At 63.8% G+C, this 26,393-nt stretch carries 25 protein-coding genes; 8 read left to right on the top strand and 17 right to left on the bottom strand.

Going from position 1 to position 26,393, the window contains the following annotated elements:
• Positions 1-1,117: lipopolysaccharide biosynthesis protein (locus ACI3KW_RS08950; RefSeq protein ID WP_404847774.1), on the top strand; the 1,117-nt coding region annotated here is incomplete at its 5' end.
• On the opposite strand, the gene ACI3KW_RS08945 is transcribed toward ACI3KW_RS08950, so the two are convergent.
• The 4 genes from ACI3KW_RS08945 to ACI3KW_RS08930 are packed head-to-tail and all read right to left on the bottom strand — an operon-like array spanning position 1,072 to position 5,789.
• A complete protein-coding gene (locus ACI3KW_RS08945; protein ID WP_404847773.1) occupies positions 1,072-2,100 on the bottom strand; it encodes a glycosyltransferase family 4 protein in 1,029 nt (342 codons plus the stop codon). The genes ACI3KW_RS08950 and ACI3KW_RS08945 overlap by 46 nt on opposite strands.
• Complete coding sequence (locus tag ACI3KW_RS08940) at positions 2,097-3,383, bottom strand: O-antigen ligase family protein (protein WP_404847772.1); 1,287 nt, start codon at positions 3,381-3,383, stop codon at positions 2,097-2,099. Before ACI3KW_RS08940 ends, ACI3KW_RS08945 begins: the two co-directional genes overlap by 4 nt.
• Positions 3,376-4,380: a glycoside hydrolase family 5 protein gene (locus ACI3KW_RS08935; RefSeq protein ID WP_404847771.1), complete on the bottom strand. Its 1,005-nt coding sequence runs from the start codon at positions 4,378-4,380 to the stop codon at positions 3,376-3,378. Before ACI3KW_RS08935 ends, ACI3KW_RS08940 begins: the two co-directional genes overlap by 8 nt.
• A gap of 2 nt (positions 4,381-4,382) precedes the next feature.
• The gene (locus ACI3KW_RS08930) at positions 4,383-5,789 is read right to left on the bottom strand and encodes a GumC family protein (RefSeq protein WP_404847770.1); all 1,407 of its coding nucleotides are present in this window, start codon (positions 5,787-5,789) and stop codon (positions 4,383-4,385) included.
• Between the two features lie 243 nt (positions 5,790-6,032).
• On the opposite strand from ACI3KW_RS08930, the gene ACI3KW_RS08925 reads away from it, so the two are divergent.
• From ACI3KW_RS08925 to arsK, 4 genes are read left to right on the top strand one after another with little or no spacing between them, the layout of a single operon-like run.
• Positions 6,033-6,395: an ArsR/SmtB family transcription factor gene (locus ACI3KW_RS08925; RefSeq protein WP_404847769.1), complete on the top strand. Its 363-nt coding sequence runs from the start codon at positions 6,033-6,035 to the stop codon at positions 6,393-6,395.
• Positions 6,396-7,091 (top strand): aquaporin, encoded by a 696-nt coding sequence (locus ACI3KW_RS08920; protein WP_404847768.1) that lies wholly within the window; start codon positions 6,396-6,398, stop codon positions 7,089-7,091.
• Positions 7,088-7,525, top strand: a complete 438-nt coding sequence (gene arsC / locus ACI3KW_RS08915) for an arsenate reductase (glutaredoxin) (RefSeq protein WP_404847767.1) — start codon at positions 7,088-7,090, stop codon at positions 7,523-7,525. The genes ACI3KW_RS08920 and arsC overlap by 4 nt, the downstream gene beginning before the upstream one ends.
• A gap of 17 nt (positions 7,526-7,542) precedes the next feature.
• A complete protein-coding gene (gene arsK / locus ACI3KW_RS08910) occupies positions 7,543-8,754 on the top strand; it encodes an arsenite efflux MFS transporter ArsK (RefSeq protein ID WP_404847766.1) in 1,212 nt (403 codons plus the stop codon).
• 7 nt (positions 8,755-8,761) lie between these two features.
• Here arsK and recQ read toward each other — a convergent pair whose 3' ends face one another.
• The 6 genes from recQ to ACI3KW_RS08880 all read right to left on the bottom strand — a co-directional run bounded on the left by recQ (position 8,762) and on the right by ACI3KW_RS08880 (position 13,917).
• Positions 8,762-10,624: a DNA helicase RecQ gene (gene recQ, locus ACI3KW_RS08905; RefSeq protein ID WP_404847765.1), complete on the bottom strand. Its 1,863-nt coding sequence runs from the start codon at positions 10,622-10,624 to the stop codon at positions 8,762-8,764.
• Between the two features lie 45 nt (positions 10,625-10,669).
• Positions 10,670-10,987 (bottom strand): hypothetical protein, encoded by a 318-nt coding sequence (locus tag ACI3KW_RS08900; RefSeq protein ID WP_404847764.1) that lies wholly within the window; start codon positions 10,985-10,987, stop codon positions 10,670-10,672.
• Between the two features lie 61 nt (positions 10,988-11,048).
• Positions 11,049-11,627 carry a DNA-3-methyladenine glycosylase gene (locus ACI3KW_RS08895; RefSeq protein ID WP_404847763.1) on the bottom strand — a complete coding sequence of 193 codons (579 nt, stop codon included), beginning with the start codon at positions 11,625-11,627 and terminating at the stop codon, positions 11,049-11,051.
• Between the two features lie 67 nt (positions 11,628-11,694).
• On the bottom strand, positions 11,695-12,756 hold the full coding sequence (locus ACI3KW_RS08890) for a D-TA family PLP-dependent enzyme (RefSeq protein ID WP_404847762.1): 1,062 nt from the start codon (positions 12,754-12,756) through the stop codon (positions 11,695-11,697).
• The gene (locus ACI3KW_RS08885; protein WP_404847761.1) at positions 12,753-13,529 is read right to left on the bottom strand and encodes an SDR family oxidoreductase; all 777 of its coding nucleotides are present in this window, start codon (positions 13,527-13,529) and stop codon (positions 12,753-12,755) included. Before ACI3KW_RS08885 ends, ACI3KW_RS08890 begins: the two co-directional genes overlap by 4 nt.
• A gap of 4 nt (positions 13,530-13,533) precedes the next feature.
• Entirely contained in the window at positions 13,534-13,917 is a 384-nt protein-coding gene (locus tag ACI3KW_RS08880; protein WP_404847760.1) for a RidA family protein, read from the bottom strand.
• Positions 13,918-14,115: 198 nt separating this feature from the next.
• Here ACI3KW_RS08880 and ACI3KW_RS08875 point away from each other — a divergent pair, with 198 nt between their 5' ends.
• The gene (locus ACI3KW_RS08875) at positions 14,116-15,570 is read left to right on the top strand and encodes a M81 family metallopeptidase (RefSeq protein ID WP_404847759.1); all 1,455 of its coding nucleotides are present in this window, start codon (positions 14,116-14,118) and stop codon (positions 15,568-15,570) included.
• A gap of 142 nt (positions 15,571-15,712) precedes the next feature.
• On the opposite strand, the gene ACI3KW_RS08870 is transcribed toward ACI3KW_RS08875, so the two are convergent.
• The 7 genes from ACI3KW_RS08870 to ACI3KW_RS08840 all read right to left on the bottom strand — a co-directional run bounded on the left by ACI3KW_RS08870 (position 15,713) and on the right by ACI3KW_RS08840 (position 24,326).
• Entirely contained in the window at positions 15,713-17,731 is a 2,019-nt protein-coding gene (locus ACI3KW_RS08870; protein ID WP_404847758.1) for a beta-N-acetylhexosaminidase, read from the bottom strand.
• A gap of 35 nt (positions 17,732-17,766) precedes the next feature.
• Entirely contained in the window at positions 17,767-18,633 is an 867-nt protein-coding gene (locus ACI3KW_RS08865; RefSeq protein ID WP_113121356.1) for a MurR/RpiR family transcriptional regulator, read from the bottom strand.
• 29 nt (positions 18,634-18,662) lie between these two features.
• The gene (locus tag ACI3KW_RS08860; protein WP_404847757.1) at positions 18,663-19,739 is read right to left on the bottom strand and encodes an ABC transporter ATP-binding protein; all 1,077 of its coding nucleotides are present in this window, start codon (positions 19,737-19,739) and stop codon (positions 18,663-18,665) included.
• Positions 19,740-19,835: 96 nt separating this feature from the next.
• Entirely contained in the window at positions 19,836-21,038 is a 1,203-nt protein-coding gene (locus ACI3KW_RS08855; protein WP_404847780.1) for an ABC transporter substrate-binding protein, read from the bottom strand.
• A 281-nt stretch (positions 21,039-21,319) separates the two neighbouring features.
• A complete protein-coding gene (locus ACI3KW_RS08850; protein ID WP_113121418.1) occupies positions 21,320-22,207 on the bottom strand; it encodes a carbohydrate ABC transporter permease in 888 nt (295 codons plus the stop codon).
• A 65-nt stretch (positions 22,208-22,272) separates the two neighbouring features.
• Entirely contained in the window at positions 22,273-23,160 is an 888-nt protein-coding gene (locus ACI3KW_RS08845; protein WP_113121358.1) for a carbohydrate ABC transporter permease, read from the bottom strand.
• 11 nt (positions 23,161-23,171) lie between these two features.
• The gene (locus tag ACI3KW_RS08840) at positions 23,172-24,326 is read right to left on the bottom strand and encodes a Gfo/Idh/MocA family protein (RefSeq protein WP_404847756.1); all 1,155 of its coding nucleotides are present in this window, start codon (positions 24,324-24,326) and stop codon (positions 23,172-23,174) included.
• Positions 24,327-24,701: 375 nt separating this feature from the next.
• Between ACI3KW_RS08840 and ACI3KW_RS08835 the strand changes: the two genes are divergently transcribed.
• Both ACI3KW_RS08835 and ACI3KW_RS08830 read left to right on the top strand, forming a co-directional pair.
• Positions 24,702-25,196 carry a hypothetical protein gene (locus ACI3KW_RS08835; protein WP_404847755.1) on the top strand — a complete coding sequence of 165 codons (495 nt, stop codon included), beginning with the start codon at positions 24,702-24,704 and terminating at the stop codon, positions 25,194-25,196.
• Between the two features lie 6 nt (positions 25,197-25,202).
• Complete coding sequence (locus ACI3KW_RS08830) at positions 25,203-26,393, top strand: MFS transporter (RefSeq protein WP_404847754.1); 1,191 nt, start codon at positions 25,203-25,205, stop codon at positions 26,391-26,393.

The raw sequence follows: 26,393 nt of genomic DNA, 5'->3' as shown, positions 1-26,393 counted from the left end.
GCTGGGGCTGGCGCTGCTGGTGCTGGGCTTTGTCATTCATGTTGGTGCCTTCGAAGTGGGGCGGGCGCATCTGCTGGTCACCGAGGTGACGGCGGCGGGGTTGCTGCGTGGCGTGTTGATGCTGGGCATGGGGACGGCGGCGCTGCTGGTGGCACAATCGGCGCCATTGCTGCTGGCGGCGGTGGGGCTGGCGCAGGCGTTGGCGGCATGGCCGGTATTGGCGGGGCTGAAACGCACGATCTGGCGCGATGGCATGGTGTGGCCGGAGCGGGCGGACCTGATGGCGCTGGGGCAGTATGGCTGGCCGCTGATCGGCGCGCTGGCCACGGGGGCTATTGCGATCAATCTCGACCGGATCGTGCTGGGGCGGTTTGGCGGGGCGGTGAGCGTGGCGGCCTATGGCGCGACGGTCGACGTGGTGCGGCAGGGATTTGTCGTGCTGGGCGAGGCGATTGCGGCCGCCTATATGTCGACGGCCAAGGCGCAGGCGGGCAATGCCGCAGCGCGGCAAGAGGCGCTGGGGCGGGCCTTTGTGACGCTGTGGAGCGTGGTGGGATTTGGCTGTGTGAGCTGGCTGCTGTTTGGGCCGGTGGTGCTGGGGCTGTTGCTGGCGCCGGGCTATGCCGAGGCGAGCGCGGGGATACTGCCATTGCTGGTGGCGGGCACGGCTCTCTTGGCGCTGCGGGCCTATTATTTCGGGCAGGTCATCTATTTTGCGGGATCAGCGCGGCGTGAAGTCATTGCCAGCGGGGTCATGGTGGCGGTGGCGGCGCTGGTGGCGATTGGCCTTGTGCCGCGCTTTGGCGTGGTGGGCGCGGGGTGGGCTTTGCTGGCGACGCAGGCGGCGGGGCTGGCGAGTTTTCTGATTGCCGATCGGGGGAGCCGGATCATGCCGGTGGATTGGCGGGCCATGGGCGTGGCGACGGGATGGATCGTGGGGACGGGGTTGGTGGCGCTGGTTTTGCTGCAGGCGGGATGGGTCGGCTGGTGGGCGGGGCTGGGCCTGGTGCTGACTTCGGCGCTCGGGCTGGCGGTGACCTGGGACCTGTTTGGGGCCAGGCAGGTGCTGAATTACCTCTTGACGCGGGGCGGCAAGGTTTCGAGCAGACGGCAATAGGCCGAGATCATTGGCTCGATGCCGTGTTGGGCTTGCATGGCGCTGGCCGAGGCAGCGCGTTGCTGCGGGCTGGGGGGCTGGGCCAGCATGGCACTGACTGCGGCGGCGAATTGGGCGGCGTCACTGGGGGCGTGGAAAGCGGCCAGACCCAGAGTGGCGGCGGGGGCGAGGACTTCGCGCAGCACCGGCAGATCGGCGGCGAGGATGGGCAGGCCGAGCATGGCGGCTTCGACACCGGCCAGGCCAAAACTCTCCCAGGTGGAGGGGAAGAGGTAGATATCGGCGCTGGTGAGCAGGGCGGATAGTGCGGGGCGATCGAGATTGCCGAGCAGGTGCAGGCGGTCGTTGACGTCGAGCCGGATGGCTTGGGCGACGAGGGTGTCACGGAGTTCGCCGTCGCCGGCTATGGCCAGGTGGGCGCCGGGCATTAGGGGCAGAGCGGCGATGGCGGTCGCGTGGTTTTTCTGGGCGGCGAGGCGGCCGCTGGACACGAGGAGGGGCGTGTTGGCGGGGATGCCGAGGCGGTGGCGCCAGTTGGTATTGTTGGGCGCGGGCAAGGGCGCGACGCCGTGAGGGATGAGGAGCGTTCGGCGGCGATAGGCTTCGGGGTAGGTGGCGATGCTGACTTGGGTCGCGGTGGAATTGGCGATGATGGTGCTGTGGATGCCGGCTTGACCCCAGAGCCGATCCAGCAGGCGCCAATGGGGACGCATGGCGGAGGGGATGGCGGTGAGATGGGCGGCGCGCAGGCTGATGCCCGAGGGGAGCGCGAGGACGCTGGCGAAGATGCCGGCGGCGACCTGGTAGGACAGGATTGCATCGTGGCGGCGGGAGAGCACGGTGCTGATGAGGCGGGGGAGATTGCCAGCCATAGCCATGGTTTCGACTTGGTGGCCGCGGCGTTCCAGGCCTTCGGCGACCATCTGGGTCAGGACTTGCACGCCGCCGGGTTCGTCGCGGGTGACGACTTGCAGCACGTTCATCGGGCGAGGTCCGAGCGGGACCACAGGCGCAGGCAGACGATGGAGAGGAGCCCCGTGAACCAGATGGAATCGCCGCGATTGAACAGCACGGCTTCAAGGCTGGAGATCAGCAGGGTGAAGAGCCAGCCCTGAACGAAGAATTCGAGCAGGGTCTGTTCGGCGTGACCCAGGGCGCGGCGCCTAATTGTTGCGATGTGGCGCAGCGGCGCGATGCCGGCCCAGCCGAGGACCAGGATGAGGCCCGGCAGGCCGGCGGAGATGGCGACATCGAGGAAGCCATTATGGGCGTGCGAGACCTGCGCGGCGGTGTCCTTGGAGCCGGCGACGGCATAGATGACGCCGGTGTCCCAGAAGACATTGTAGCCATAGCCGGTCAGGGGTCGCCGTTCGGCGGCGTCGAGCGCCAATTGCCAGATATCGGCGCGGCCGGTGAAGGTCGGGTCGGGCAAGTGATTGGTGATGGCGGCGAGGGCTGGGAAGGCAACGGAGCCGACAGTGACGAGCGCGAGACCGCCCACGGCGAGCGTGGCGATAAGTGCGGGGTGGCGGCTGCGCACGATGAGCGCAGCGCCGATAAGGGCGGGAACCAGCAAGAGCGCGGCCGATTTGCCGCCGGACATATAGAGCAGCACCAAGGCGCCGGTGACGATGGCGCCGCCCCAGGCCGGGCGGCCCAGGCGCCACAGCAGCAGGCCGATAAAGCTGAAATGAATGGCCATGGGGGCCAGATCGTTCTTGTGGCGGAACATGCCGCGCCAATCGCCGGCCAGGCCTTCTTCGACCGTGTCGCGCAGGCTGTGGATGGCGAGATCCGGGATGAAGAGGACGCCCAGAAAACAGAGGGCGATGGCGATGGTGGTGGCGGCGCCCAGGGTGGTGACGAAGGTTTCGGCGCGCTTGAATAGGAGAGGCAGGCAGAGGGCGATGCCGATCACGGCGCCCGCCAGAGCCAGCCGGTTGAGCGCAAGGCCGGGGCTGGCGGAGACGAGCGAGGTGAGGGCAAACCAGCCGAATATGGCGACGAGGCCAGGACTGATGGCGCCCCAGAGCTGGCGGGCGGTGCCGCCGCGCCAGACCAGTAGCAGGGCCAATCCCAGGATCAGCAGTGTGAGGTTGCGGCGCAGGCTGTTGGACTGGGTGGGATCATCAATGACGCCATAATCGGAGAGGCTGGCAAAGGGTTGGGCCTGGGTCCAGAGCACGAGGATGGCAAAGCCGGCGAAGAGGGCGATCAGCACCTGACTGAGGTCAATCTCGGTGGGTCGGGCGAGGGCGTCACGCATCGCGCAGGGCCAGGAGATAGGCTTTGACGAAGGCGCCGTAGTCGGATGGGGTCTGGCCATCGCTGGCGAGCAAAGCGGGGGTGGCGCCGGGGCTGTAGCACCAGGCGGTGTGGCTCAATTCGAGCGCTTCGAGCACATTCTGGGTGAAGGGCTCGGCGAAATCGGTGGGGCCGCCGGCCAGGCCATCGATGCAGCTGGGGCAAAAGCCCCATTCGGTGACCACGATGGGCTTGTTCGCGGCCAATGTGCCCAGGCTTTTGAACCAGCGGTCGGCATCGTAGCGATCCTCATTGGGATAGACATGCCAGGCATAGGCGGTGCGCGGATCGGGCAGCGGATCGGCGGCGGCGCCGGTCAGGTCATGGGCCCAGCGGCCGCCGGCGCAGAGCACGATATTGTCGCTGATGGGGCGGATGGCAGCGGTGATCTGCAGCCAGGCCTGTTTGAAATCGGGCCACCAGGCGCCGTCGGAGACCCAATGGCTTTGGTGGCCGACGGGCTCGTTCCAGAGCTCGAACAGGATATGGGGGTCATCGCCATGGCGCTGGGCCATGGATGTCCAGAAGGCGATCGCGTCGGCAATGGAGGAAAGATAGGCGTCGGGCGGCAGGCCCCATTCGGGCGGGGGGATAGGCTCGTAATGATCGGGGAAGCCGATGACGTGCCAATCGACGATGACGAAAAGGCCCTGGGCGCGGGCAGCGGCAATGTCGGTGTCCAGATATTGCGCCATCAGCACGGGGTCATAGCGCCAATGGCCGGGATGCACGCTGATGCGGACGCAATTGGCGCCCCAATCCTGGGCGACGACGCGATAATCATCGAGCGAACGGCCGGCGCGGATATAGACGGGGTCGCCCATGGCAATGCCGCAGAGGCGCAGCGGGGCGTCGTTCCAGAGCAGGCGATTGCCGGAGATTTCGATGCGGGTTGCTTGCTGGGCGTGAGCCGGCGCTGCCAGTCCGGCGAGGCCGGCGAGCACGGCGCGGCGGCGCATGATCAGCGTCCCCGCCAGCGATTGACCAGCATGCCAAACCCGCCGCCGAGCAGCAGGCCCACGATCAGGCCGAGCGGCAACAATACGCTGGGCTTGGGCGGGAAGCTGCGATCGGAGGGGGCGACGGCCTGCGAGACGACTTGCGCATTGAGCGTATCGAGGCGCGCCTGTTCGGCGGTTTCGCGCGAGCGGAGCAGCGCATCCTGATAGACGGCGCGGCTGGCTTCGGCTTCGCGCTCGAGCTGGCGCAGGCGGATGCGCTTGGAATCGGTGGCTTGCAGATTTGCGGTGGCGCTGTCGAGCCTTGTGCGGAGGGCGCTGGCATTGTCCTCAGCCCGTTGCAGGGTCAGATCGGCGGCGGTCAGTAGGCGCGCCACTTCGGCATCGAGCGCGGCGCGGGCGCCGGCGACGCGTTGTTCGGCGACGATCAGGCGAGGATGCTGGGTGCCCAGGGTGGCGCGGAGCGCGGCGGCGTCGGCATTGGCGGTTTGCAACTGATCGCGCAGCCGGGTGATATCGGCCGAGCCCATGGCTTCGGGCGCGGCGGCGGCCCGTTCGGGATTGGCGGCCAGGGCCTGCAATTGATCGCGTTCGACGCGGGCGGCGGCCAATGCAGTGTCGGCGGCGAGCAGGGCCTGATTGGTTTGCCCGACCTCGCCTTCGAGCAGGGACTGGCCTGATGTTTCGACAATGCCATTGGCGGTCTTGAAGCGCTCGACGGCGTTTTCGGCAGTTTCCAGGTCGCTGAGCAACTGGGCGAGCCGGCCCTCGAGTGCTCCCGAGGCGCGTTCGGCCTGGGCGGCGCGCTGGGTTTCGCGCAGGCCCAGATAATTTGAGACCACGGCATTGGCGATGGCGGCGGCCTTGGTGGCGCTTTCGGATTCGGCGTAGATATCGACCACATAGGTACGATCGAGCCGCACGACATGGACCGCCTTGGAGAGGGCCAGGACGGCTTTGCTGAGATCATCGCGCGGGGCATCGGAGGCGCCGCCGGCAATGCTGTCGAGCAAAGCGCGCAGCGGATTGGCGGGTTTGCCGACAAATTCTGGATCGTTCTCCAGCCCCAATTGGGTGGCGGCGGCGCGCAGCACCGAATCCGACGCCATGACGCGGGCCTGGCTTTCGATCAGCACCACGCCGGCATCGCCAGAGGCGGTGGACGGGGTCAGATCGCGCTCCAGCACCTGCAGGTTTTGCGGATCGATGAAAATCTGGGCGCTGGCGCGGTAGCTGGGCGTCAGGACTTGCGGGGCGACAAGCGCGAGGGCGGCGCAGCACAGGGCCCCTGCCCCGGCCCAATAGCGGGCGCGCCAGAGCTGGCCGAGATAATCGCCCAAGGCGGGCGGCGCCATGGGAACCGGGCGGACAAGGGTGGCCGTTTCGGTAACGATGTCGGAGCGAAACATGGATGCCACCAATATGTCATGGTTAATGCATGATTAAACTGGAGGCATTGTTGCACCGCAGCAGAGCAGTGAAAAACACAAGCTGGTCCGGCGGTTAATCGTGTTGTGTGAATGTACTTACGTATGCATCGGGAATGTTTCTGACCCGTGGGGGCGCAAGAGCCGCGCAAAGCGTGCGCATGGCGGCGCCAAGGCGCCCACCGCCGGCTTGACTGCATTCATTATATCAATCATTCTCGATATATGGAATCATCGCACGCCCTCAACGTTTTTGCCGCCCTGTCGCAGGCCACGCGTCTCGACACGTTCCGCCTGCTGATGGAGCACGAACCCCAGGGCCTGCCGGCCGGCGAAATCGCCCGGCGGCTTGATGTGCCGCAAAACACCATGTCCACGCACCTGGCCATTCTGACCCGGGCCGGGCTCATCGAATCCGAGCGCCACAGCCGATCCATCATCTATCGGGCGGTGGTTGACCGGGTGCGGGAGATCGCGAGCTTCCTGGTGCAGGATTGCTGCGGCGGCCGCGCCGAATTGTGCGCGCCCCTCATCGCCGAATTCACCCCGTGCTGCGCGCCGGCCGATCGCCGCACCGAGGCGGGATAAATGGTAGATTTGCCGCGCCGTCTGGTTGCCGAAGCGCTCGGCACGGCACTGCTGGTGGCGACGGTCGTGGGCTCGGGCATCATGGCCGAGACGCTGACCACCGATATCGCCCTGGCGCTGCTGGCCAATACCATTGCCACCGGCGCCATATTGGTGGTGCTGATCACCATGCTCGGGCCGATTTCGGGGGCTCATTTCAATCCGGCGGTGTCGCTGGTGTTTGCTTTGCGGCGGGACTTGCCGCGCCGTGATGCCGCGTTCTATGCCATTGTGCAGGTCGCGGGCGGCATTGTCGGGGCAATATTGGCGCATGCCATGTTCGCGCTGCCGCTGCTGCAGGCTTCCAGCACGGTGCGCAGCGGGGCGGCGCAATGGCTTTCCGAAGGGGTGGCTTGCTTCGGGCTCGTTGCAACTATCCTGGCCGGCATCCGGTTGCAGCGAGGCGCCGTTCCGATGCTGGTTGGGCTCTACATCACGGCTGCCTATTGGTTCACGGCGTCGACCTCATTCGCCAATCCTGCCGTGGCCATTGCCCGCGCGTTTACCGACACCTTTTCGGGTATTCGTCCCTATGACTTGCCGGGTTTCATTCTGGCGCAACTCGCTGGCGCCCTGGTCGCGCTGGCGCTGATGAGCTGGCTGCTGCGCGCGCCGGTCGGAGACGCCCTCCCCATCCATGTGGAAGAACAATCATGACCGTCACCATCTACCACAATCCCGAATGCGGCACGTCGCGCAACACGCTGGCGATGATCCGCCAGTCCGGGGTCGAACCGATCGTGATCGACTATCGCAAGACACCGCCAGCGCGCACCAGGATCCGCGACCTGGTTGCCGCCGCCGGCATGACCTTGCGGCAGGCGATCCGGCAGAAGGATACGCCCTATGCCGAGCTCGGCCTGGCCGACCCGTCCTTGTCGGATGAGCAATTGCTCGACGCCATCGCGGCGCATCCGATCCTGCTCAACCGCCCCTTTGTCGAAACGCCGTTGGGGACACTTCTGTGCCGGCCCTCCGAGTTGGTGCTGGATATTCTGGAGAATCCCGATATCGGGCCGTTCACCAAGGAAGATGGCGAGGTAATCATCGACGCTGAAGGCAAGCGCGTAACCGGGAGCGGGTCGGCTTGAAGTCGATCTAGAACATCATGGCCGAGGCCGCATCTTCGCCGTCCAATGCCGCGGCCATCTGGGCGCTCGGGGTCACCCAGATCATCGGCTATGGCACGCTCTATTATAGTTTCAGCATCCTGGCGCCCGGCATCGCCGCCGAGTTCGGCGTGGCCATCGAGTGGATTTATGGCTGTATTTCGCTGGCGCTGCTGGCGGGTGGGCTGATCTCGCCCTATGCCGGCGGACTGGCGGACCGGCATGGCGCCGGGCGGGTCATGTCGGTGGGTTCGGTCGGTGCAGCGGCGGCGCTGATCGTCTGTGCGCTGGCGGGGAACGCTCTCGCCTTCCTCGCCGGCATGATCCTGGTCGAGCTGGCCTCGGCCTTCGTGCTCTATTCGACGGCCTTCGCCTTTCTTGCCCAGAGCACGGGGCCCAGGGCCCAGCGCAGCATTACCTATCTGACGCTGATCGCCGGGTTTGCCTCGACGATCTTCTGGCCGCTGACCAGCGCCATGCTGGGGGCCATGGATTGGCACCAGGTCTATTTGGTGTTCGCGGGATTGAACCTGCTTATCTGCCTGCCGCTGCATCTGTGGCTGTCGCGGTTTTCGCGGCTGGCCGCCGCACGGATGCCGCAGCCGGTCGGTATTGCGGCGGTGGAAAACCCGGTTGACCAGGGCCTGGTGTTTGCCCTGGTGGTGCTCGGCTTTTCGCTGGCGGGGTTTATTTCGGCGGCGATCCTGTTCCATATCGTGCCGATGCTGGCTTCGCTCGGGCTGGGCAATGCAGGGGTGCTGGTGGCTTCGCTGCTGGGACCGGCGCAGGTGGCAAGCCGGCTGATCAATATGACATTGGGCAAGGAATTGCCGGCGACGGTACTTTCGATCATTTCGGCGAGCATGATGCCGCTGGCACTGACCATCCTGGCGCTGACGGCGCCGTCGATTGCCGGCGGCATCGGTTTTGCAGTGATCTTTGGCATGGGCACCGGGCTGTTCAGCATTGTATCGGGTACCTTGCCGCTGGCGCTGTTCGGCAAGGCCGGTTTCGGGCGGCGGCTGGGCTGGATCAGCCTGGGCCGGCTGGCGCTATCGGCCATCGCGCCAGTCACCCTGTCGGTCGCTCTGGGCGCTGTCGGACCAAAGCCCTCGATATGGGTTCTGGCAGTGGCGGGATTGGGATGCGTGGCGGTGTTTGGGGAAATCTGGCGCCGTTGCCGGCAGCCCCAGCGCGTGACCGCCGTCTGACCCCGGCTTAAACGTCCAGATCGGACAGCACCGACAGGAAGGCCTCGCCATAGCGGTCGAGCTTGGCCTGGCCGACGCCGGGCAGGTTGAGGATGTCGTGCAGGTGGCGCGGGCGGGCCAGGGCCATGGCGCGCAAAGTGGTGTCGTGGAAGATCACGTAGGGCGGCACGCCCTGCTGCTTGGCGATGCGCAGGCGCTCGTCGCGCAGAGCATTGAAAATGGTCATGGCGGGTTCAGCCAATTGCACGGCATTGCTGAGGCGCTGGCGCACTTCGGCAGCCTTTTTGGGCCGGTCCTTGCGCAGGGTCACCATGCGCTCGCGCTTGAACACGGCGCGGGCACCCTCGCCCAGGGTCAGTGCGCCATGGGCGGCGTGATCGACCACGACGAGGCCAGAGGCGGTGAGCTGGCGCAAGACCGATTGCCAGGTTTTGTTGTCGAGGTCTTGCCCCTGGCCGAACACGGCCTGTTGGTCATGGCCGAAGCGTTCGACCTTTTCGGTGGCTTTGCCGATGAGCACATCGATGACATGGGCGGCGCCGAAACGCTGGCCGGTGCGGTAGATGGCGGCCATGGCCTTGATGGCAGCTTCCGTGCCGTCCCAGCTTTCGACCGGCGAGCGGCAGGTGTCGCAATTGCCGCAATTGCCGGCATGGCCTTCGCCGAAATGGGCGAGGATAGCCTTGCGGCGGCATTCGGCGGTTTCGCAGACGCCGAGCAGGGCATTGAGCTTACTATGTTCGACGCGCTTGACCTCATCGGGGGCATTGCCTTCATCGATCATGCGGCGGCGCTGCACCACATCGGCCATGCCATAGCTCATCCAGGCTTCGGCGGGTTGTCCATCGCGACCGGCGCGGCCGGTTTCCTGGTAATAGGCCTCGATGGAGGCCGGCAGGTCCATATGGGCGACATAGCGCACATCGGGCTTGTCGATGCCCATGCCAAAGGCGACGGTGGCCACCATGCAGATGTTTTCCTCCTTGAGGAAAGCATCCTGATTGGCGCTGCGCCGCTCGGCCGAGAGCCCGGCATGATAGGGTAGAGCCGGAATGCCCTTGCCCGAAAGCCAATCGGCAATGTCTTCGACCTTGGCGCGGGAGAGGCAATAGACGATGCCGGAATTGCCCTTGTGGCCGGCAAGGAAAGCCAGCAATTGCTCGCGCGCCTTGTCCCGCTCGATGATGGAATAGGAGATATTGGGGCGATCAAAACTGGTCGAGAAGACCTGGGCGCCTTCGAGTCCCAGCCGCTCGATAATGTCTTCGCGCGTGGTCGGATCGGCCGTGGCGGTGAGGGCGATACGCGGCACGCCGGGGAAAAGCTCGGTGAGTTGCGCCAGATCGCGATATTCTGGGCGGAAGTCGTGGCCCCATTGGCTCACGCAATGGGCTTCATCGATGGCAAAGAGCGCGATATCGAGCCCTTCGACCATATTGCGGAAGCCCTGGGTCGCGACGCGTTCGGGCGCCACATAGAGCAGGTCGAGTTCGCCGCGCCGCAATTGGCCGCGAACCTGGGCGGATTCCTCCTGGGTCATCGCCGAATTGAGGGCCGCGGCGGCGACGCCGGCCTGGCGCAGAGCCTCGACCTGGTCGCGCATCAGCGCGATGAGTGGGGAGATGACAATGCCGACGCCGGGGCGGCAGATGGCGGGTATCTGGTAGCAGGCCGATTTGCCAGCGCCAGTGGGGAAAAGCACGACGGCGTCGCCGCCGCCCACGACGTGGCGCACCACATCTTCCTGCTGGCCGCGGAAGCTTTTGTGGCCGAAAATATCGCGCAGCACATCGAGCGGATCGCGGCTGCTACGCTGCGCCGGCGCCAGCGGGGCCTCAAACAGATCGATATGCGACTCGGAAATGCTCACCCAAGTCTTGAATCACAGCCCCGAAGCAGGCGCAACACACGGGCGTCAAACATAGCCTAAAGCGGTGAATTGCTGATCGAACCACCACCAGCCCAGGCCTGTGAGCACGACCACCAGACCAAACAGCGTCCAGCCCAGCGGATTGAGGCTTTTGGCTTGCACATTGCGATAATTGAGATTGGAGCCGCCAATCATGAAAGCCAGGCCAAAGACCACGCAGAAGGGCACGAAGAAAAAGGCCCGCAGGGAGTAGCGGATTTCGGCGACACCGGCCTGTGCTTGCTGTAGCGGCAGCAGCAGGAAATAATACAAAACGCCCAGTCCGATCGCCAGGATCAGCAGCCCCAGTAAACGCCCCAGCATGTTCCATGTCCCCCGAATCTGGGGCCATCTGAGCATAGATTTGGCCGTTTGGCGTGGGGGTCTAGCGGGGTCCCAGCGGTTTGCTGAGGAAGGGGGAATTGCGCAGCACGAAGCGCCAGGGGGTTTCGACGCCTTTGGTGATGCCGATGCGGGGACCGGTGTGGATTTCAGCGGGTTCGCCGGGGAGGAGTTGGAAGGGTGGCGTATCGAGCGACAGGCCATTGTGGGCGATAGTGACGCCCAGCGCCTGGCAGAGCTTGCCGGGGCCAGAGCAGAGCTGGCGGGTAGGCAGGCCGCCACGGCGTTCGGACATAAGGTGCGTGCCGTGGGTCGGCTCAAGCGCGCGGATCAGCACGGCGCTGCCCGGCTGGCAGACGAAATTGAGGCACCAATGGATGCCGTAGATTTTGTAGACATAGGCATGGCCAGGCGGGCCGAACATGGCCGCATTGCGTGGGGTCGGGCCGTTGAAGGTGTGGGAGGCCGGATCGGTCTGGTCATAGGCTTCGACCTCGACCAGGGGACCGCCGACGCCGTCGACCAGGAGAGTTGTGCCGATGAGGTCGCGGGCGACGTCGAGGACGGGGCGGTCGAAGAAGGAGGATGTCAGCGGGCTATCAGGCATTACGGACGCGCTCATTGGTCAGAACCCCCACCCCCGCCCCTCCCCTCAAGGGGGAGGGGAGACGGCGTTCAGCGTTCTCTCACTAGTCGACACGACCCCGGGCGTCGACATGGACGGTTTCGATCACTTGATTGCCGGAAATCAGGGTGACGGAATCGAACAGGTTCGACACCACGCAGGCGTGGTTGGGGATGATGCGGAGTTTTTCGCCGATGGCGGGTTTGGTGGTGCAATTGGTGAGGTCGATGGTGCCGTGCTCTTCGCTGAGGCCCACGATGACCGCCTCGGGATAGGCTTCGATCAGGCCGAAGCCGGTCATGCCCAGCGTGTCGCTGGTCAGAGCCTTGGAGCCGGCGTCGATGATGGCGCGGTTTTCGGTGGGGCGGCTGACCACGGTGGCGAGGACCGTCAAGGCGCAGTCGGCGAAGCTGCCGACATTTTTGGCGACCTGGAAACGATCCATATAGATATAGGTGCCGGGGCGATGCTCGGTGGCGGCTTTGACCTCGTGGGCGCGCCAGATATCGGGGGTGCCGCCATTGGAGACGACTTCCGGTGGCAGATTGGCGGCGATGAGGGCGGCCTTGGCGTCGGCCAGCCATTTTGCATTGGCTTCGACCTGACCGGCGGCGGGATAGGTCATGAGGCCACCGAAATGAAGGCCCGGCGATGCGGCGATTTTTTGGGCCAATGCGACGGCTTCGGCCGGCGATTGCACGCCGCAGCGGCCCATGCCGGTATCGCATTCGACCAGCACGGTCAGCGGCTTGGTTGCGCCGGCAAAGGTGGCGGAGAGACCGGCGACGGTCTGGGGGCTGTCGGCGGTGACGGCGATATTGATGCGGGCGGCCAGCGCCTTGAGGCGGGCGAGTTTGGCGGGGCCGATAATATTATAGGGCAGGAAGATTTCGGTGATGCCGGCATCGGCCATTACCTCGGCTTCGCCCAGTTTTTGCACCGTGATTCCCACCGCACCCAGTTCGATCGCCCGCTTGGCGAAGCGGGGCAGTTTGTGGGTTTTGATATGGGGGCGGAGTTTCAGGCCATGGGCGTCGGCATAGTCCTGCACGCGCTTGAGATTGGCCTCGACGCGATCCAGATCAATCAGGACGGCGGGTGTATCAAGTTCGGCTATGGTGCTCATTTGCCCCTCAGAACTTCGTCGACGAAACGTAGATTGCCGGCGGTGAGGCCAGCATCGACGGTCAATGTGGTGCCGGTGATGCCCGACGCTGCATCGGAGCACAGGAAGATGGCGGCATTGGCAACCTCCTGCGGCAGGACCATGCGGCCCAGCGGGTAATGGGGCAGGACATTGTCGAGCACGGTCGGGTCGGCCGCCAGGCGATGATCCCAGGCGGGGGTGCGGACCGAGCCGGGGCAGATGGCATTGGCGCGGATGCCCTGGGCGCCGCGTTCGACGGCCAGCGCGCGGGCATAGGCAATGAGCCCAGCCTTGGCGGCGGAATAGGCCGGATTGCCGAAATGGGCGAGCCCATTGACCGAGGAGATGAAGACCAGGCTTCCTGCCCCGCGCTGCGCCATGGCTTTGACCACGGGGTCGGTCATGGCATAGGCGCCATTCAGATTAATGGCGATTTCGGAGGCCCAGACATCGTCATCGAGATGCTCGAGCGTTTCGGCGCGGGTGAAGCCGGCATTGGAGACGACCGCGTCGGGCGCGCCGTGTTCGGCAATGTAGCGCTCGATGGCCGCCCGGGTGGCCTTGGGGTCGGAGAGTTCGAACAGCACCTGCCCGGCGAGGTCGAGCCCGGCGAGCAGATCCGCATCGCGATCGGCGCCGATGACATTGGCCCCGGCAGCGCGGAAGCCGGCGACCATGGAGCGGCCAATGCCGCCGCCGGCGCCTGATATCAGCACGGTTTTGCCGTCGAGGCGAAAGGGGGAAGCGCTCATGGCGTCAGGGTCCCTTATAGGCGACGCAGTCGATTTCGACCTTGCAGTCCACCATCATATGGCTCTGCACGCAGGCGCGGGCGGGCGGATGCTCGCCGAAATAGCTCTTGTAGATGGCGTTAAAGCTCCAGAAATCGCGCGGATCATCGAGCCAGACGCCGCAGCGCACGACATGTTCGAGACCGAAGCCGGCTTCCTCGAGAATGGCGATGACGTTCTTGATGGTCGCGTGGGTCTGCTCGACAATGCCGCCATTGATGATCTCGCCATCCTTCATGGCGACCTGGCCGGAGACATAGAGCCAGCCGCCAGCCTCTACGGCCCGGGCGAAAGGCAGGTTCTGGCCGCCGGCCCCGGACTTTTCCGCACCATAACGTTTGATCGGCATGAGGAGGCTCCCTTGCTGGATTTTCTGAAAGGCAATTTCACTACTGGCGACTTTATCGACCCGAAACCGACATTTCTCGTGTAAAATGACAGGACGAATGTAAATTTCTTACGTGATTGCTGGTTGTGCCTTGTGCTAGCTTGGCATGGCAGCGCCCCGGTGGGGATGCTCTTTTTATTGTCATTTTGCGAGTTCCAAGTGCGCGTCTTTACCGCCGCCCTGGCCACCGAGACCAATACGTTTTCGCCCATAGCGATCGACAAGCGCGCTTTCGAGGCCTCGCTTTATGCCAAGCCGGGCGAGCATCCGGCGACGCCGACGCTGTGCAGCGCCCCGATCACGGTAGGCCGCGAGGTCTGCACACAGCTGGGCTGGACGCTGATCGAGGGCAGTGCCAGTTGGGCCGATCCGGCGGGGCTGGTGGCGCGTACGACCTATGAGGATTTGCGCGACGAAATCCTCGAGCAATTGCGGGTCGCCATGCCGGTGGACGGCGTGGTGCTGGGCCTGCATGGCGCCATGGTGGCGCAGGGCTATGACGATGTCGAAGGGGATTTGCTGGCGCGGGTGCGCGAGATTGTGGGGCCCAATGTGCTGGTCTGCGCCGAGCTTGATCCGCATAGCCATCTGACTGCCAAGCGGGTGGCGGCGGCGAATTTTTTCGTGGTGTTCAAGGAATTTCCGCATATCGACTTTGTCGATCGGGCACGCGATCTGTGGTCGATCGCGGTGCGGACGCTCAAGGGCGAGATCAAGCCGGTGATGAGCGTGTTTGATTGCCGGATGATCGATGTGTTCCCAACCTCCAAGGAGCCGATGCGCAGCTTTGTGGACCGGCTCTATGGGCTGGAAAAGAGCGAGGCGGGCGTGCTGTCGCTGTCGGTGGTGCATGGCTTCATGGCGGGCGATGTGCCGGAAATGGGCACCAAGGTTATCGCGGTGACCGATAACCAGCCGGAGACCGGCGCGGCTTTGGCGGAGAGGCTGGGGCGGGAACTGTTTGCCATGCGTGGCACTTTCATGGTCGCCCAAGTGGATGAGCATGTGGCGGTGGATGTGGCTGTGGCCGCGACCAAGGGGCCGGTGGTGATCGCCGATGTATGGGACAATCCGGGCGGCGGGCCCGCGGGCGACGCCACGGTGATCCTGGGCGAGCTGATTGCGCGGGGCGTGACCGACGTGGCAGTGGGCACGATCTGGGACCCGATTGCGGTGCAGATCTGCATGGCGGCGGGCGAAGGGGCGGAAATCGCGCTGCGTTTCGGGGCCAAATCGGCGCCGGATACCGGAATGCCGATCGACAAGATCGTCACGGTGCGGAAGCTAGTGCCCAATGCCGAGATGCGGTTTGGCGAGAGCTTTGCGCCCTTTGGCGATGCGGCCTGGATCAGCTTTGACGGGATCGATGTGATCCTCAATTCGACGCGGGCGCAGAGTTTTGATCCGAGCCTCTTTTCAGCGATGGGGATCGAGCCGACATCGCGGAAGATCCTGCTGATCAAATCCACCAACCACTTTTACGATTCATTCTCGCGGATTGCCTCGGAAATTGTCTATTGCTCGGCGGGCAAGCCCTATCCGAATAGCCCGGCGACAACGCCTTATCGCAAGGCGCGGCGGGATATCTGGCCGATGGTGGAGAATCCTTGGTGAGGTTTATCCCTAGGCATCGGAGTCCCCCCTCCTAGCCTCCCCCTGATAGGGGGAGGGATCTTTCCGCGTTTGAGGCTGGATCGACCTCTAAACCACAAGGTGGTTCCTCCCCCTATCAGGGGGAGGTTAGGTGGGGGTATTTCTACTCCTCGGCCCAATTGCCGTACATGATGGGCATCAGGCCGACGAGCGCGCTGAAGCGGGTCCAGCTTTTGCGGTCGGGGAGGGTCCAGCCGGCTTCGGCGACGGCGGAGAGGCGGGGGAAGACCAGGCGGTCGAAAATGGCGCGGTCGGTCATGGACTCGCTCCAGATGCAGGCTTGCACGCCCAGCAGATGCTTGAGCTGGTGTTCGGTCCAGCCTTCGCGCGACTCGAATTCATAGGTTTCCTGCGGGCCCGACCAGCCGGCCCAACCGGCGCCGGGTTCGGCCCAGGCCTGGCCATTGGCCATGTCGAGATAATAACGCTGGCCAGGGGAGACGACCATGTCGTAGCCGCGTTCGGCCAGGGCGGCGTTGATCTCGACATTGCGCCAGCCGATCAGGAAGGTCTTGGATTTGTCGACCTTGTCGCCATGGCCGGCTTCTTCCCAGCCGCCGGTAATGGCGCCCTTGGAGGCGATGATTTCGTGCACGCGGCGGATGAATTCGGACTGCAGGAGCGCGGTGGGCGAACCCTCGATTTCGTCGGCGCCGTGGTGATTGCCCAGGACGTTGAGCTGGGCTTCGTGCTTCTTGCGCAAAGCCGGGCCGCCGAGCTTTTCGATCATGTCCAGCGCCAGGGGCGAACCGGACCAGGCGGCGAGCGGGACTTCGTCGGCGCCCAGATGGAAGATGCCGGCGGGGAAGAGTTCGAGCACCTCGTCGATCACCTTTTCCATGAAGGTGTAGACCGGCTCATAGGCGGGGTTGAGGCTATTATTGGGGAAGCCCTGCACCGATTGGTATTCGCCGATCTCGTTGGGATCGCGCAATTGCGGGAGGGATTGCAGCACGGCGTAGGAATGGCCGGGCACGTCGATTTCAGGGATCACGGTGATGGCGAGGCTATCGGCCAAAGCCACGATTTCGCGCACCACGGCCTTGGAATAATAGCCGCCGGTGGGTTGCGGGCCGGAGCCCAATAGCGGCGGCAGCGCCTTGCCGTGGCCACGCCAGGCGCCGATTTCGGTCAGTTCGGGATAGGCATCGATTTCCAAGCGCCAGGCTTCGTCTTCGCTCAAATGCCAGTGGAACTTGTTCAGCTTGTTCCAGGCCATGAGCTTGATGAGGCGGCTGACTTCGGCACCGGTATAGAACTGGCGCGCCACGTCGAGATGGCAGCCGCGATAGGTGAAGCCGGGCTCGTCGGTGATGGTGCCGCCGGTGGGGAAGAGGAAGGTCTGCGGGTAGAGCTTGGCGCCGCGCAGGATGTGGCCCAGCGTGACCAGGCCGTAGAACATGCCCTGGCGGGTGGTGGCCGAGACGGTAGCTGCATTGTCGGCGAAGCTGACTTCATAGGCTTCGGCGCCCAGGCCCGGCTTGTGCGCGATGTTGACCGGCATGCCGGCTTCGGAGGCGGGACGGACGATGGCTTCGACGGGGAAGAGATCGGCTACCAGTGTGGCGAAGGCTGCCGCGGCTTTGCTGGCGTCCTCGCCCTGCGGCTGCAGGTCGAAGCCGGGCGGGACGATGCGGGCGCCGGTGGTGGCGACCGATTTGGGCCAGGGGATGATCGAGACGGGAACCGGCGCCTTGGCGGGCACCTTGAACTTCACGGCGCCCTTGAGCAGCGGAGAATTGTGGCCCTTGCCCTGGGTGGGGGCGGTGGGCAGGGTGATGATGGTGCCATCGGCCAGCGCCACATAGCCGGAATTGGCGCCGTCACTCCAATGGCGCAGGCCATAGGAGAGGCCGCGCGCAATGGCTTTCCAGGTTGCGCCGGGCTCAAGCACGAAGCCGTCGGGGGGCGCAATCAGGGTGTGGTTGGAGAGGCGCTTGAGCAGCTTGCCGTTTTCGAGGGTGGCGTGCGGATCGATGCGGGCGGGGCCGGAAAAGCCCAGGGTAAAGTCCTTGAGCGCGGTGTCGCCATTATTGGTGAGCTCGATGCCATAGGCGAGGCTTTCGCCTTCGCTGGCAGGGGTCCAGGTGGTTACGAGCGACAAAGAATGGCCGGCAGTCATGGCATTATCCCGATGGCAAGGAGTGGAAGGAAAGCTCAGTCCCCGAGAGGCTGGGCGTCGTCGCCGTCGCGATTGACGACGAGTTGATGCTTGATGCGTCGCATGCTGGCGACGGCGGAGGGGCCGAGGCGGGTGGCGACCGTCTGGGCCAGCACGTCGACCGTGGCCAAAAAGGCGTAGCGGCCGGGCGTGGGGCGCAGGATATCGATATTCTCGTGCCAGTTGACCGGCAGGAGGATGTCGGATTGAGCGGAGACCATGGAGGATGAGCGGGTGACCACGATGCGGGTCAGGCCGTATTCACCGGCCACGGTGAGGGTCTTGGCCAGTTGCGCATTATTGCCCGAGAGCGAAAAGGCGACGATGACCGTGCCGGGCGGGGCGGAGGCGGCGCGCATCATCTGCAATTGGTGATCTTCGGTGGAAGCGACGCGCAAGCCCAGGCGGAACAGGCGCGTTTCGATTTCGCCCGCCATCATCGAGGAGGCGCCGCCCGAGCCGAAGGCCAGCACGAAATTGGACTTGGCAATGGCTTCACCGGCGCGTTCCACAGCGGCGAAATCGAGATGTTCGAAGGTTTCGTAGATGATGGACTGGATGCCATTGACCACGCCCTGGGCGATCTCGCGCACATTGGAGGGGCTGGCGGCGGGCGAGAAATAGCGCTGCCCGACAAAGCGGGACTGGGCCAGCCGCACCTTGAAATCGGCATAGCTGTCGCAGCCCAGGCGCCGGCAGAAACGGGTGACGGTGGGCGGGGAGACGTCGGCCTGCGCCGCCAGATCGACGATGGACATTTTGAGCACGCTGTCGACATCGGCGAGCACGATCTCGGTCAGAGCGCGCTCCGACCGCGTGAACGCGTTCTTTTCGGTCTGCAACAGACCGACGATATCCAACATGCTGCTCTCCCCCGACTCTTGAAGGCCTCTCAGTAGACGGCCAGGCCCTTTTCGTCGAACAGATGCACCTGATGAATGGCAAAGCCCATTTTGGTGGGCTGGCCTTCTGCCACTTTGGGGTCGCCTTCGAACAGGGCGACGAAGTTTTCTCCGGCGGGCAGGTTGGCGTAGCTGACGGTGTGGATGCCCAGATGCTCGACGATCTTGGGCGTGATGGTAAGGGCGAAATCGCCGCCCTCAAGCGTCAGGTGCTCGGGGCGGATGCCCAGCGTGACGGACTGGCCATGGATCGCCTTGGACTGGCGCGGCAGGGCGATGGTGCCCAATTCGCCGAGGTCGACCGTGACGGTCTCGCCATCGGCCGCGGTCACATTGCCATTGATGAAATTCATCTTGGGGCTGCCGATAAAGCCGGCGACAAAGATATTGTCGGGCTTGTGATAGAGCTGGAGCGGGGAGCCGACCTGGGCGATCACGCCGGCATCAAGCACGACGATCTTGTCGGCCATGGTCATGGCCTCGACCTGATCGTGGGTGACGTAGATCATGGTGGAGCCCAGGCGCTTGTGCAGTTCCATCAGCTCGATGCGCATTTCCGAGCGGAGCGCGGCGTCGAGATTGGACAGCGGCTCGTCGAACAGGAAAATCTTGGGCTGGCGCACGATGGCACGGCCAATGGCGACGCGCTGGCGCTGGCCACCGGACAACATGCCGGGGCGATGTTGCAGGCGCGGCTCGAGCTGCAGCACCTTGGCGGCGGCATGCACGCGCTTGTCGACTTCGGCCTGGGGCAGCTTTTCGACGCGCAGCGGGAAGGCGATGTTTTCGTAGACGGTCATATGCGGGTAGAGCGCATAGGACTGGAACACCATGGCGATGCCCCGCTGCACGGGGGGCAGATCGTTGACGACCTTGCCGCCGATGGAAATCTCGCCGGCGCTGACATCTTCGAGCCCGGCAATCATGCGCAGCAGGGTGGATTTGCCGCAGCCGGAGGGGCCGACAAAGACGACGAACTCGCCCTCGGATACCTCGAGGTCGATCCCCTTGATGATTTTGGCTTCGTTGAAGCTTTTCTCAAGGTGCTTGAGGCTGAGCTGGGACATGGCGTTGCGTCTCCGGGCGGCGGGGCGGTTCCCGCGGGCGGTCGAATGGATATTTGGGATGGCCGCCGCCCGAAGACGACGGCCGAACTTCTGGGCTTACTTATACTGCTCGAGTTCGCCGGCAGCTGCGGTGAGGGCAGCGGCGGGCTCGGCGGCGCCGGTCACGACGGACTGGACCATTTCGATCATCACGTTCTGCAGGCCGACATAGTCGGTCAGCAGCGGCTCGGGACCACCGAATTCGATACCGTCGAGGAAGGGCGCCCAATAGGGCTTCTCGGCGAGCAGTTCGGCGGTCTGGGGCTCAAGCGGACGGAGCGGGGTCAGGCCCTGGGCCATTTCGGCAGCCCATTGGCGTTCACCTGAAGTCAGGTATTTGGCAAGGCTGGTGGCCTGCTCTTCAACGCCCGAGCCCTTGAACACGGCCAGCGAGTCGGTGATCAGCAGAGTGCCCGGACCCTTGGCGGATGGGCCAAGCGGCAGCGCGGCCACGCCCCAGTTCATGCCGGCTTCGGTAGCCAGATTGCCGGCGTTCGGCGAGGCATGGATCATGCCCAGCGTGCCGTCGAGCCAGATGGCGCGCACTTCGTTCTGCTCGTAGGCGGTCGGGCCTTCTTCGGAATAGGCCGAGATGTCCTTGAGCGCGGTGAGGGCTTCCAGGTTCTGCGGGCTGTCGAGCACGATATTGCCATCGGCATCGATGACCTGGCCGTCATTGGTGTAAACCCAATGGAGGAACTGGTGCATGGTGTTGTCGAAGGTCTTGGCGACGACGCCGAAGCCGTCAAAATCGGTATTGTCTTCGATCTGCTTGGCGAAGGCGATCTCTTCCTCCCAGGTCTTGGGCGGGACCTCCGGGTCGAGCCCGGCAGCCTTGAAGATGTCCTTGTTCCAGTAGAAGGCCTTGGTCGAGAAAGCGACCGGGACGCCCCACTGGGTGCCATCGAAGGTCACCGTGTCAGGCACGTAATTGTAATAGCCGGCCTTTTCCTCGTCGGTCATCGGCACGGGGACGATGAGATCGTTGAGGGCGAACTGCTTGAGGGTGCGCGAACCGACATAGGCCAGCGCGACGGGCGTGCCGGCGGCAGCGAGCGTGGTCACCTTGTCCTGGCACTGGCCCCAGCCCACGACTTCGGGCACGACCTTGAAGCCCGGATTTTCGGCTTCCCATTCCTTGAAATAGTCGGCGTAGCCTGCCGTGAGTTCGTCACCGCAGTTGATGAAGCTGATTTCCTTGACGTCCTGGGCGAATGAAGCGGGCGCCGAGGCCGCCAGGGCCAGCAGCGACACCGCGATTAGGCCGGTCGTTTTTTGCACTTTGTAGTCTCCCTTGTTGCACGCTCCGAAGAGCGCCTTCCCTCGGAGCAGGACCGAAATCCCGCTCCAAACCCTTGGTTGTGCCAGGCGGACCCCTCGTCCGCCACGGGCGCGCTGATCTTCCTGTGATGGTGGCCTGCAAATGACAGTTTTCTGCGCTTCCGGTGCTCACGTACAAAACGTACGCTGCGCGCCGGTTCTCAAAAACCGCCATTTTCGGCTCACCCTGACATGAAGCTCAGCACCCCCTTAGCCTTCCCCTATTGCTTCACGGCACCGGCGGTGAGGCCGGCGACGAGATAGCGCTGCAGGAACACGATGACGATCATGACCGGCAGGATTCCGACGAAACTAGCCGCCATCAACTCGTTCCACTGCACTTCCTGCTTGCCGAAGAAGGCGAAGAGCCCAACCGGCAGCGGCATGAATTCAGTCCGGGAATTGAAGGTCAGCGCGAAGATGAATTGCTGGGCGTAGGCGCCGATGAAGGTCATGATGGCGACCACGACAATGCCCGGCATGGCCAGCGGCAGGATGACCCGGCGCAGGGTATAAAGGCGGGACGCGCCATCGACCCAGGCGGCTTCGTCCAGCTCGCGCGGAATGCGCATCATATAAGTGCGCAACAGCCAGATGGACGAGGGAATAAGGAAGGCGGCGCCCGGCACGATCATGGCCCAATAGGTGTTGAGCAGCATCAGCTGTCGCATCAGGCGGAACAGCGGGATCAGCAGCACGGCGCCCGAGAACATGTTGACGGCCAGGAACATGCCCAGCAGCAGCCCGGACCCGGCAAACTGGAAGCGGGCAAAGGCATAGGCGGCCGGCACCACGATGATGACGACGATCAGCGTCACCACCGAGGAGATGAAGAAGGAATTGAAGATGTGCATGCCCAGCATGGGCACCGAGCGCCACATCTGGAAATAGGCGTCGAACGAGCCGTTCTGCGGAATGAAATTATAGGGCGTGGAGAACAGCTGGCTCAGCGGCTTGAGCGAGACCAGGAAGCCTTCGATGAAGGGGGCCAGCACGAAGAACAGGAACACGGCCATGCCGGCATAGAGGGCGACGACCTCGTACCACTTGTAGCGGTCGATCATGGCCTTGGTGGAACGGGCACGCGGGCGGGTGGTGACCTGGGCCATGGCGCTGGCACTGGTGGCCAGGGGATTGGCGCCCGGGGGCAAAGCGGAGCTTGAGTTATCGGCACTCATTTGGCTTCTCCCTGCGAGAGTTTGCGGACCGCCCGGAAATAGACGAGGCAGAAGATCGACACGAAGATGCAGATCACCACGGCGCGGGCGGCGCCTTCGCCATATTTGCGGGAGCCGATGGCGGTCTTGTAGGTGTCGATGATCATGGTGGTGGTGGAGCCGGACGGGCCGCCCTGGGTCAGGATCCAGATGATATCGAAGGAATTGAAGGTGGCGATCAGGCTGAGCAAGCTCATGGTCAGCATGGCCGGCATCATCAAAGGCAGGGTGATGCGGCGGAAGCGGTAGGAGCGGGATGCGCCATCGGTCCAGGCGGCTTCATAGAGATCCTTGGGAATGGATTGCATGGCGGCCAATAGGTAGATGGTGACCATGGGCACCCCGATCCACACATCGGTGACGATGGTGGCCCAAAAGGCCGAGCTGCCTTGCGCCAGGATCGGCCATGGCTTGCTGATGATGCCGAAATTCTGCAACAGGCCGGAAATCATGCCGAACTGGCCGTTATACATCCAGCCCCACATGAAGATGCCGATGGCCATGGGCACGATCCAGGGCGGCATGGTGAGGATGCGGAACACGGTCTGGCCGGGAATGGCGGCATTGAGCAGCGTGGCACCCAAAGTGCCGATGATCATCTTGGTGGCGACCGAGAAGAAGGTCCAGATGAAGGTGCGCAGGATGACTTCGGTGAAATTGCCGGCGCCGAAAATGCGCTGGTAATTGGCCCAGCCGACGAAATCATAGGTCGGGCGGAGGGCGGCATTGGTGAAGCTGAGGACCACCGTGTCGAACAGCGGATAGGCGACGATGATCAGGATGTAGATGAGGGCGGGAGCCAGTAAGGCCAGAGCGAAGAGGGAAGCGCTGCGAGTACCGGTCATCTACCTGCTCCTCAGCTCGCTCGGCCTAATGCCGCATCGAATTGTTGCCAGATCGGCGTCATGTCCACCACCGATCGGGTCGCCATCGCCTTGTCCATGGAGAGCGCCAAGAGGCCCGCCTCCAATGCGTCGGTGACCGAGACCGGCAGGGGCGCGCCGTCCACGATATGCTTGAGAATATCTTCGGCCATCTGCTCGTCGGCGCCATAGTGCTGGCTGAGGCCGCTGGTCTTGTAGGTCGTGTCGACGAGGCGCTCGGACGTACGCGAGTCCGTGACGCGCAGGAAATTGCGGATGAAATCGCCTTCGGCCATGCCCTTGGCTCCCATCACTGCGAAGCGGCGGAAATCGTCTGGCACGTTCAGATTGGTATGAAAGGTCAGCGCGGCGCCATTTTCATATTGCACCATTGCGGTCTGGAAATCGATGATGTCGCCATCGCTGTCGAACACCTTGTCGCTACCCTGCCAGCCAGAGGGCTTGCGATGGTAGACTTCCATGTCGTTGATGCCGGTAACCTGGGGCGCATTCTTGGGCACGAAAGTGCGGCGGCCGCCGAAGCTGGAGACATATTTGGGGCGGCAGCCCATGACGCCATTATAGAGATCGAGATCGTGGCAGCATTTTTCGAGCATGAAGCTGCCCGAATATTTCTCGTAGCGGCGCCAGTCGCGCATGAAGAAGGCGCCGTGATAGGGCGGGATGTGCTCGGAGGCCTCGATGGAGGTGATGTCGCCCAATTGGCCGTCGGCCTGAGCCTTGCGCAGATCCACGTAGAGCGGGGCATAGCGCAGCACGAGGCCCACCATCAGATTGTCCGAGCCGTATTGGGCGATCAGCTCGGCCAACGCCATGGTATCTTCGACTGAGGTGACCACCGGCTTTTCAGTGAAAATCTTGAGACCGCGTTCGAGCCCGATGCGGATATGGCCGAGATGGAGATGATTGGGCGAGCCGACCATCAGCAGGTCGAGTTGCTCGCTATCGAGCATGGCTTCGAGGCTATCATATTGCTTGCCGACATTGACGCCGTGCTCGGTGGCATAGGGCAGGCCGGCGGGGGCGGGATCGACATAGCCGACGATGTTGAAATCGTCGCGCGCCACGGAGAACACCCGTGCCAGATAACCCAGCCGATAGCCCAGACCGATAATGCCAACCCGCATAGATATACGCCCATCCTGTTCCCGCCATTCTCTGTTGGACTGGTCGGGTTTTCTGTAAACTATTTTCAAGATTAGGATCGTTCCGAACAGGATGTCAACACGAATCCGACACATCCACAATACCAATCTAGACCGCAGGCGGGCTTGCCCAAAGCAACGCCATTCTGCTGAAAACCTGAGCGATTTCCCCGATTTTTCCGCATTTTTCGCTGTGGACAAGCGTGCCGGAAAAAGGCAGCATGCTCGGATTGGTATCTATGTACGTGCCTCAAAGCGGGCTTCGGACGGATGTCAGAAATGAAAATTTATAACAGAGTCAGGCGCAATCCCCGGCATTTGCCGCAGCGGCCTGCCTGAGGCCCGGGAGAGAGCCAGATGAGCCACACCACCAACCCCTTCCCTCACGACCCCGATCGCGGGGCGATCTGGACCATGCTGGTCGAGCGCGACATCGACGCCTTTGTCAGCGCGGACTGGAGCATGGTGGATGGCGACTTCGTGCGCGAGGGATTTCTGGGCATCAATGGCGGCGGCTCGGACAACCCCGATAGCTGGAAAATCGGGTTTCCGACGCTGGAGGCCTATCGCGACGAATGGCTGCGCCAGGCGGCCGAAAGCCAGAAGGTGAAATACGCGGAGGACCAGCGCCTCGCCATTTTCCGCAACACGACGCTGCAGCATATCGAGATCAATGGCGACATTGCCATCGCGCATAAGAAATTTGACGGCACGATCGCGCTGGCCGATGGCGGCAAGGAAATCATGAACTGGCAGACGCTGTATTTCTGCCGCAAGGTGGCCGGCGCCTGGAAGCTGACGGGCTTTGCCGGCTATCTCCCCTTCCCCATGGGCACTCCGCGAAAAGGCTGAACGACAATGGGGGGATGGAGCGTTCAGCGGCTGACCATGCTGGTGTTTTTCCTGCAGCCGATCGCGTTTGGCTCCTGGCTGCCGCGGATTCCCGATGTGCAGCAGGCGCTGGGACTGGGGCCGGCAGCTTTGGCCTTTACGCTATTGGGCCTGCCCTGCGGCACGCTGCTGACGCTGCCCTTTGCCGGGCCGCTGGTCGGCAAGATCGGACCGCGGGCGGCAATTCTCTACGGCTTTTTCTTTTATGCAATCGCGGTCAGCCTGCCGGCCTTTGCGCCCAATCCGACGCTGCTGTTCGTGGCGCTGATGCTGGCCGGCTCGTCGATCTCGTTTCTTGAGCTGGGCCTCAATGTGCAGGCCGATGCGGTGGAGAAATCCACGGGCTCGCTGATCATGACCAAATCGCATGGTTTCTGGTCGGTGGGAATTATGGTGGGAAGCCTGATCGGCTCTGGGCTGGCGGCGATTGGGCTGGCGTCGCATTGGGCGATTCTGCTGGTGGCGGCGATCAATTTGCCGCTGGGCGTGATCGTGGCGCTGCTTCTGCCACTGGTTGCGCCGGAAGCAGCAAACAAGGCCGAGGGGCGGCGGTCGGCCTGGGCGATGCCGAGTTGGGCGCTGCTGGGGATCTGCTTTTTCGTGTTCGGCATTACCATGACCGAGGGGGCGATGGCCGATTGGTCGGCGGTGTTCCTGCGCGAAGCGTTGGGCGCCGATGGCGGGCTGGCGGGGCTGGGTTATTCGGTATTTGCCTTCATGGTGGCGACGGGCCGCTTCGGCGGGGACACGCTCAAGGCGCGGTTCGGGGCGGTCAATACGGCGCGCATCTGCGGCACGCTGGCATTGGCGGGGGCGGCTATCCTGTTCATTGCGCCCAATACGATTGCGGCCCTGTTCGGCTTTGCCATTATCGGGTTGGGCGTTTCGGTGGGCTTCCCGCTGGCGGTGACGGCGGCGGCGAGCCTGACCGACCGGCCCTCCTCGTCCAATGTGGCCGTGTTGTCGTTTGTGGCGCTGTGCGGGTTCCTAATCGGACCGCCGGTGATCGGCTTTATTGCCGAGCATGCCAATATGCGGCTGGGCCTTTTGGCGCTGGTGCCGGTGCTGTTGGTGAGTCTGTTGCTGACCGGCCGGCTCATGGTCAAGCAGCGCGCCGCCGATCACAATCCTGAAGCGGAAATTCCTGGAGTTCTTTAA

Source organism: Devosia sp. ZW T5_3 (genome assembly GCF_044987315.1).
Taxonomy (GTDB): domain Bacteria; phylum Pseudomonadota; class Alphaproteobacteria; order Rhizobiales; family Devosiaceae; genus Devosia.
Note: the sequence above shows the minus strand (reverse complement) of the source record. Positions and strands in the feature narration are given on the sequence as shown.

Bases quoted from the DNA above. Each gene is read 5' to 3' on its own strand.
- ACI3KW_RS08880 (WP_404847760.1), bottom strand. From the start codon at position 13,917: ATGCCGATCAAACGTTATGGTGCGGAAAAGTCCGGGGCCGGCGGCCAG.
- ACI3KW_RS08845 (WP_113121358.1), bottom strand. From the start codon at position 23,160: ATGACCGGTACTCGCAGCGCTTCCCTCTTCGCTCTGGCCTTACTGGCT.
- arsC (WP_404847767.1), top strand. From the start codon at position 7,088: ATGACCGTCACCATCTACCACAATCCCGAATGCGGCACGTCGCGCAAC.
- ACI3KW_RS08920 (WP_404847768.1), top strand. From the start codon at position 6,396: ATGGTAGATTTGCCGCGCCGTCTGGTTGCCGAAGCGCTCGGCACGGCA.
- ACI3KW_RS08865 (WP_113121356.1), bottom strand. From the start codon at position 18,633: ATGTTGGATATCGTCGGTCTGTTGCAGACCGAAAAGAACGCGTTCACG.
- ACI3KW_RS08940 (WP_404847772.1), bottom strand. From the start codon at position 3,383: ATGCGTGACGCCCTCGCCCGACCCACCGAGATTGACCTCAGTCAGGTG.
- ACI3KW_RS08840 (WP_404847756.1), bottom strand. From the start codon at position 24,326: ATGCGGGTTGGCATTATCGGTCTGGGCTATCGGCTGGGTTATCTGGCA.
- ACI3KW_RS08895 (WP_404847763.1), bottom strand. From the start codon at position 11,627: ATGAGCGCGTCCGTAATGCCTGATAGCCCGCTGACATCCTCCTTCTTC.
- ACI3KW_RS08850 (WP_113121418.1), bottom strand. From the start codon at position 22,207: ATGGCCCAGGTCACCACCCGCCCGCGTGCCCGTTCCACCAAGGCCATG.
- ACI3KW_RS08830 (WP_404847754.1), top strand. From the start codon at position 25,203: ATGGGGGGATGGAGCGTTCAGCGGCTGACCATGCTGGTGTTTTTCCTG.
- ACI3KW_RS08925 (WP_404847769.1), top strand. From the start codon at position 6,033: ATGGAATCATCGCACGCCCTCAACGTTTTTGCCGCCCTGTCGCAGGCC.
- ACI3KW_RS08935 (WP_404847771.1), bottom strand. From the start codon at position 4,380: ATGCGCCGCCGCGCCGTGCTCGCCGGCCTCGCCGGACTGGCAGCGCCG.
- ACI3KW_RS08900 (WP_404847764.1), bottom strand. From the start codon at position 10,987: ATGCTGGGGCGTTTACTGGGGCTGCTGATCCTGGCGATCGGACTGGGC.
- ACI3KW_RS08870 (WP_404847758.1), bottom strand. From the start codon at position 17,731: ATGACTGCCGGCCATTCTTTGTCGCTCGTAACCACCTGGACCCCTGCC.
- ACI3KW_RS08945 (WP_404847773.1), bottom strand. From the start codon at position 2,100: ATGAACGTGCTGCAAGTCGTCACCCGCGACGAACCCGGCGGCGTGCAA.
- ACI3KW_RS08890 (WP_404847762.1), bottom strand. From the start codon at position 12,756: ATGAGCACCATAGCCGAACTTGATACACCCGCCGTCCTGATTGATCTG.
- ACI3KW_RS08835 (WP_404847755.1), top strand. From the start codon at position 24,702: ATGAGCCACACCACCAACCCCTTCCCTCACGACCCCGATCGCGGGGCG.
- arsK (WP_404847766.1), top strand. From the start codon at position 7,543: ATGGCCGAGGCCGCATCTTCGCCGTCCAATGCCGCGGCCATCTGGGCG.
- ACI3KW_RS08885 (WP_404847761.1), bottom strand. From the start codon at position 13,529: ATGAGCGCTTCCCCCTTTCGCCTCGACGGCAAAACCGTGCTGATATCA.
- ACI3KW_RS08860 (WP_404847757.1), bottom strand. From the start codon at position 19,739: ATGTCCCAGCTCAGCCTCAAGCACCTTGAGAAAAGCTTCAACGAAGCC.
- ACI3KW_RS08930 (WP_404847770.1), bottom strand. From the start codon at position 5,789: ATGTTTCGCTCCGACATCGTTACCGAAACGGCCACCCTTGTCCGCCCG.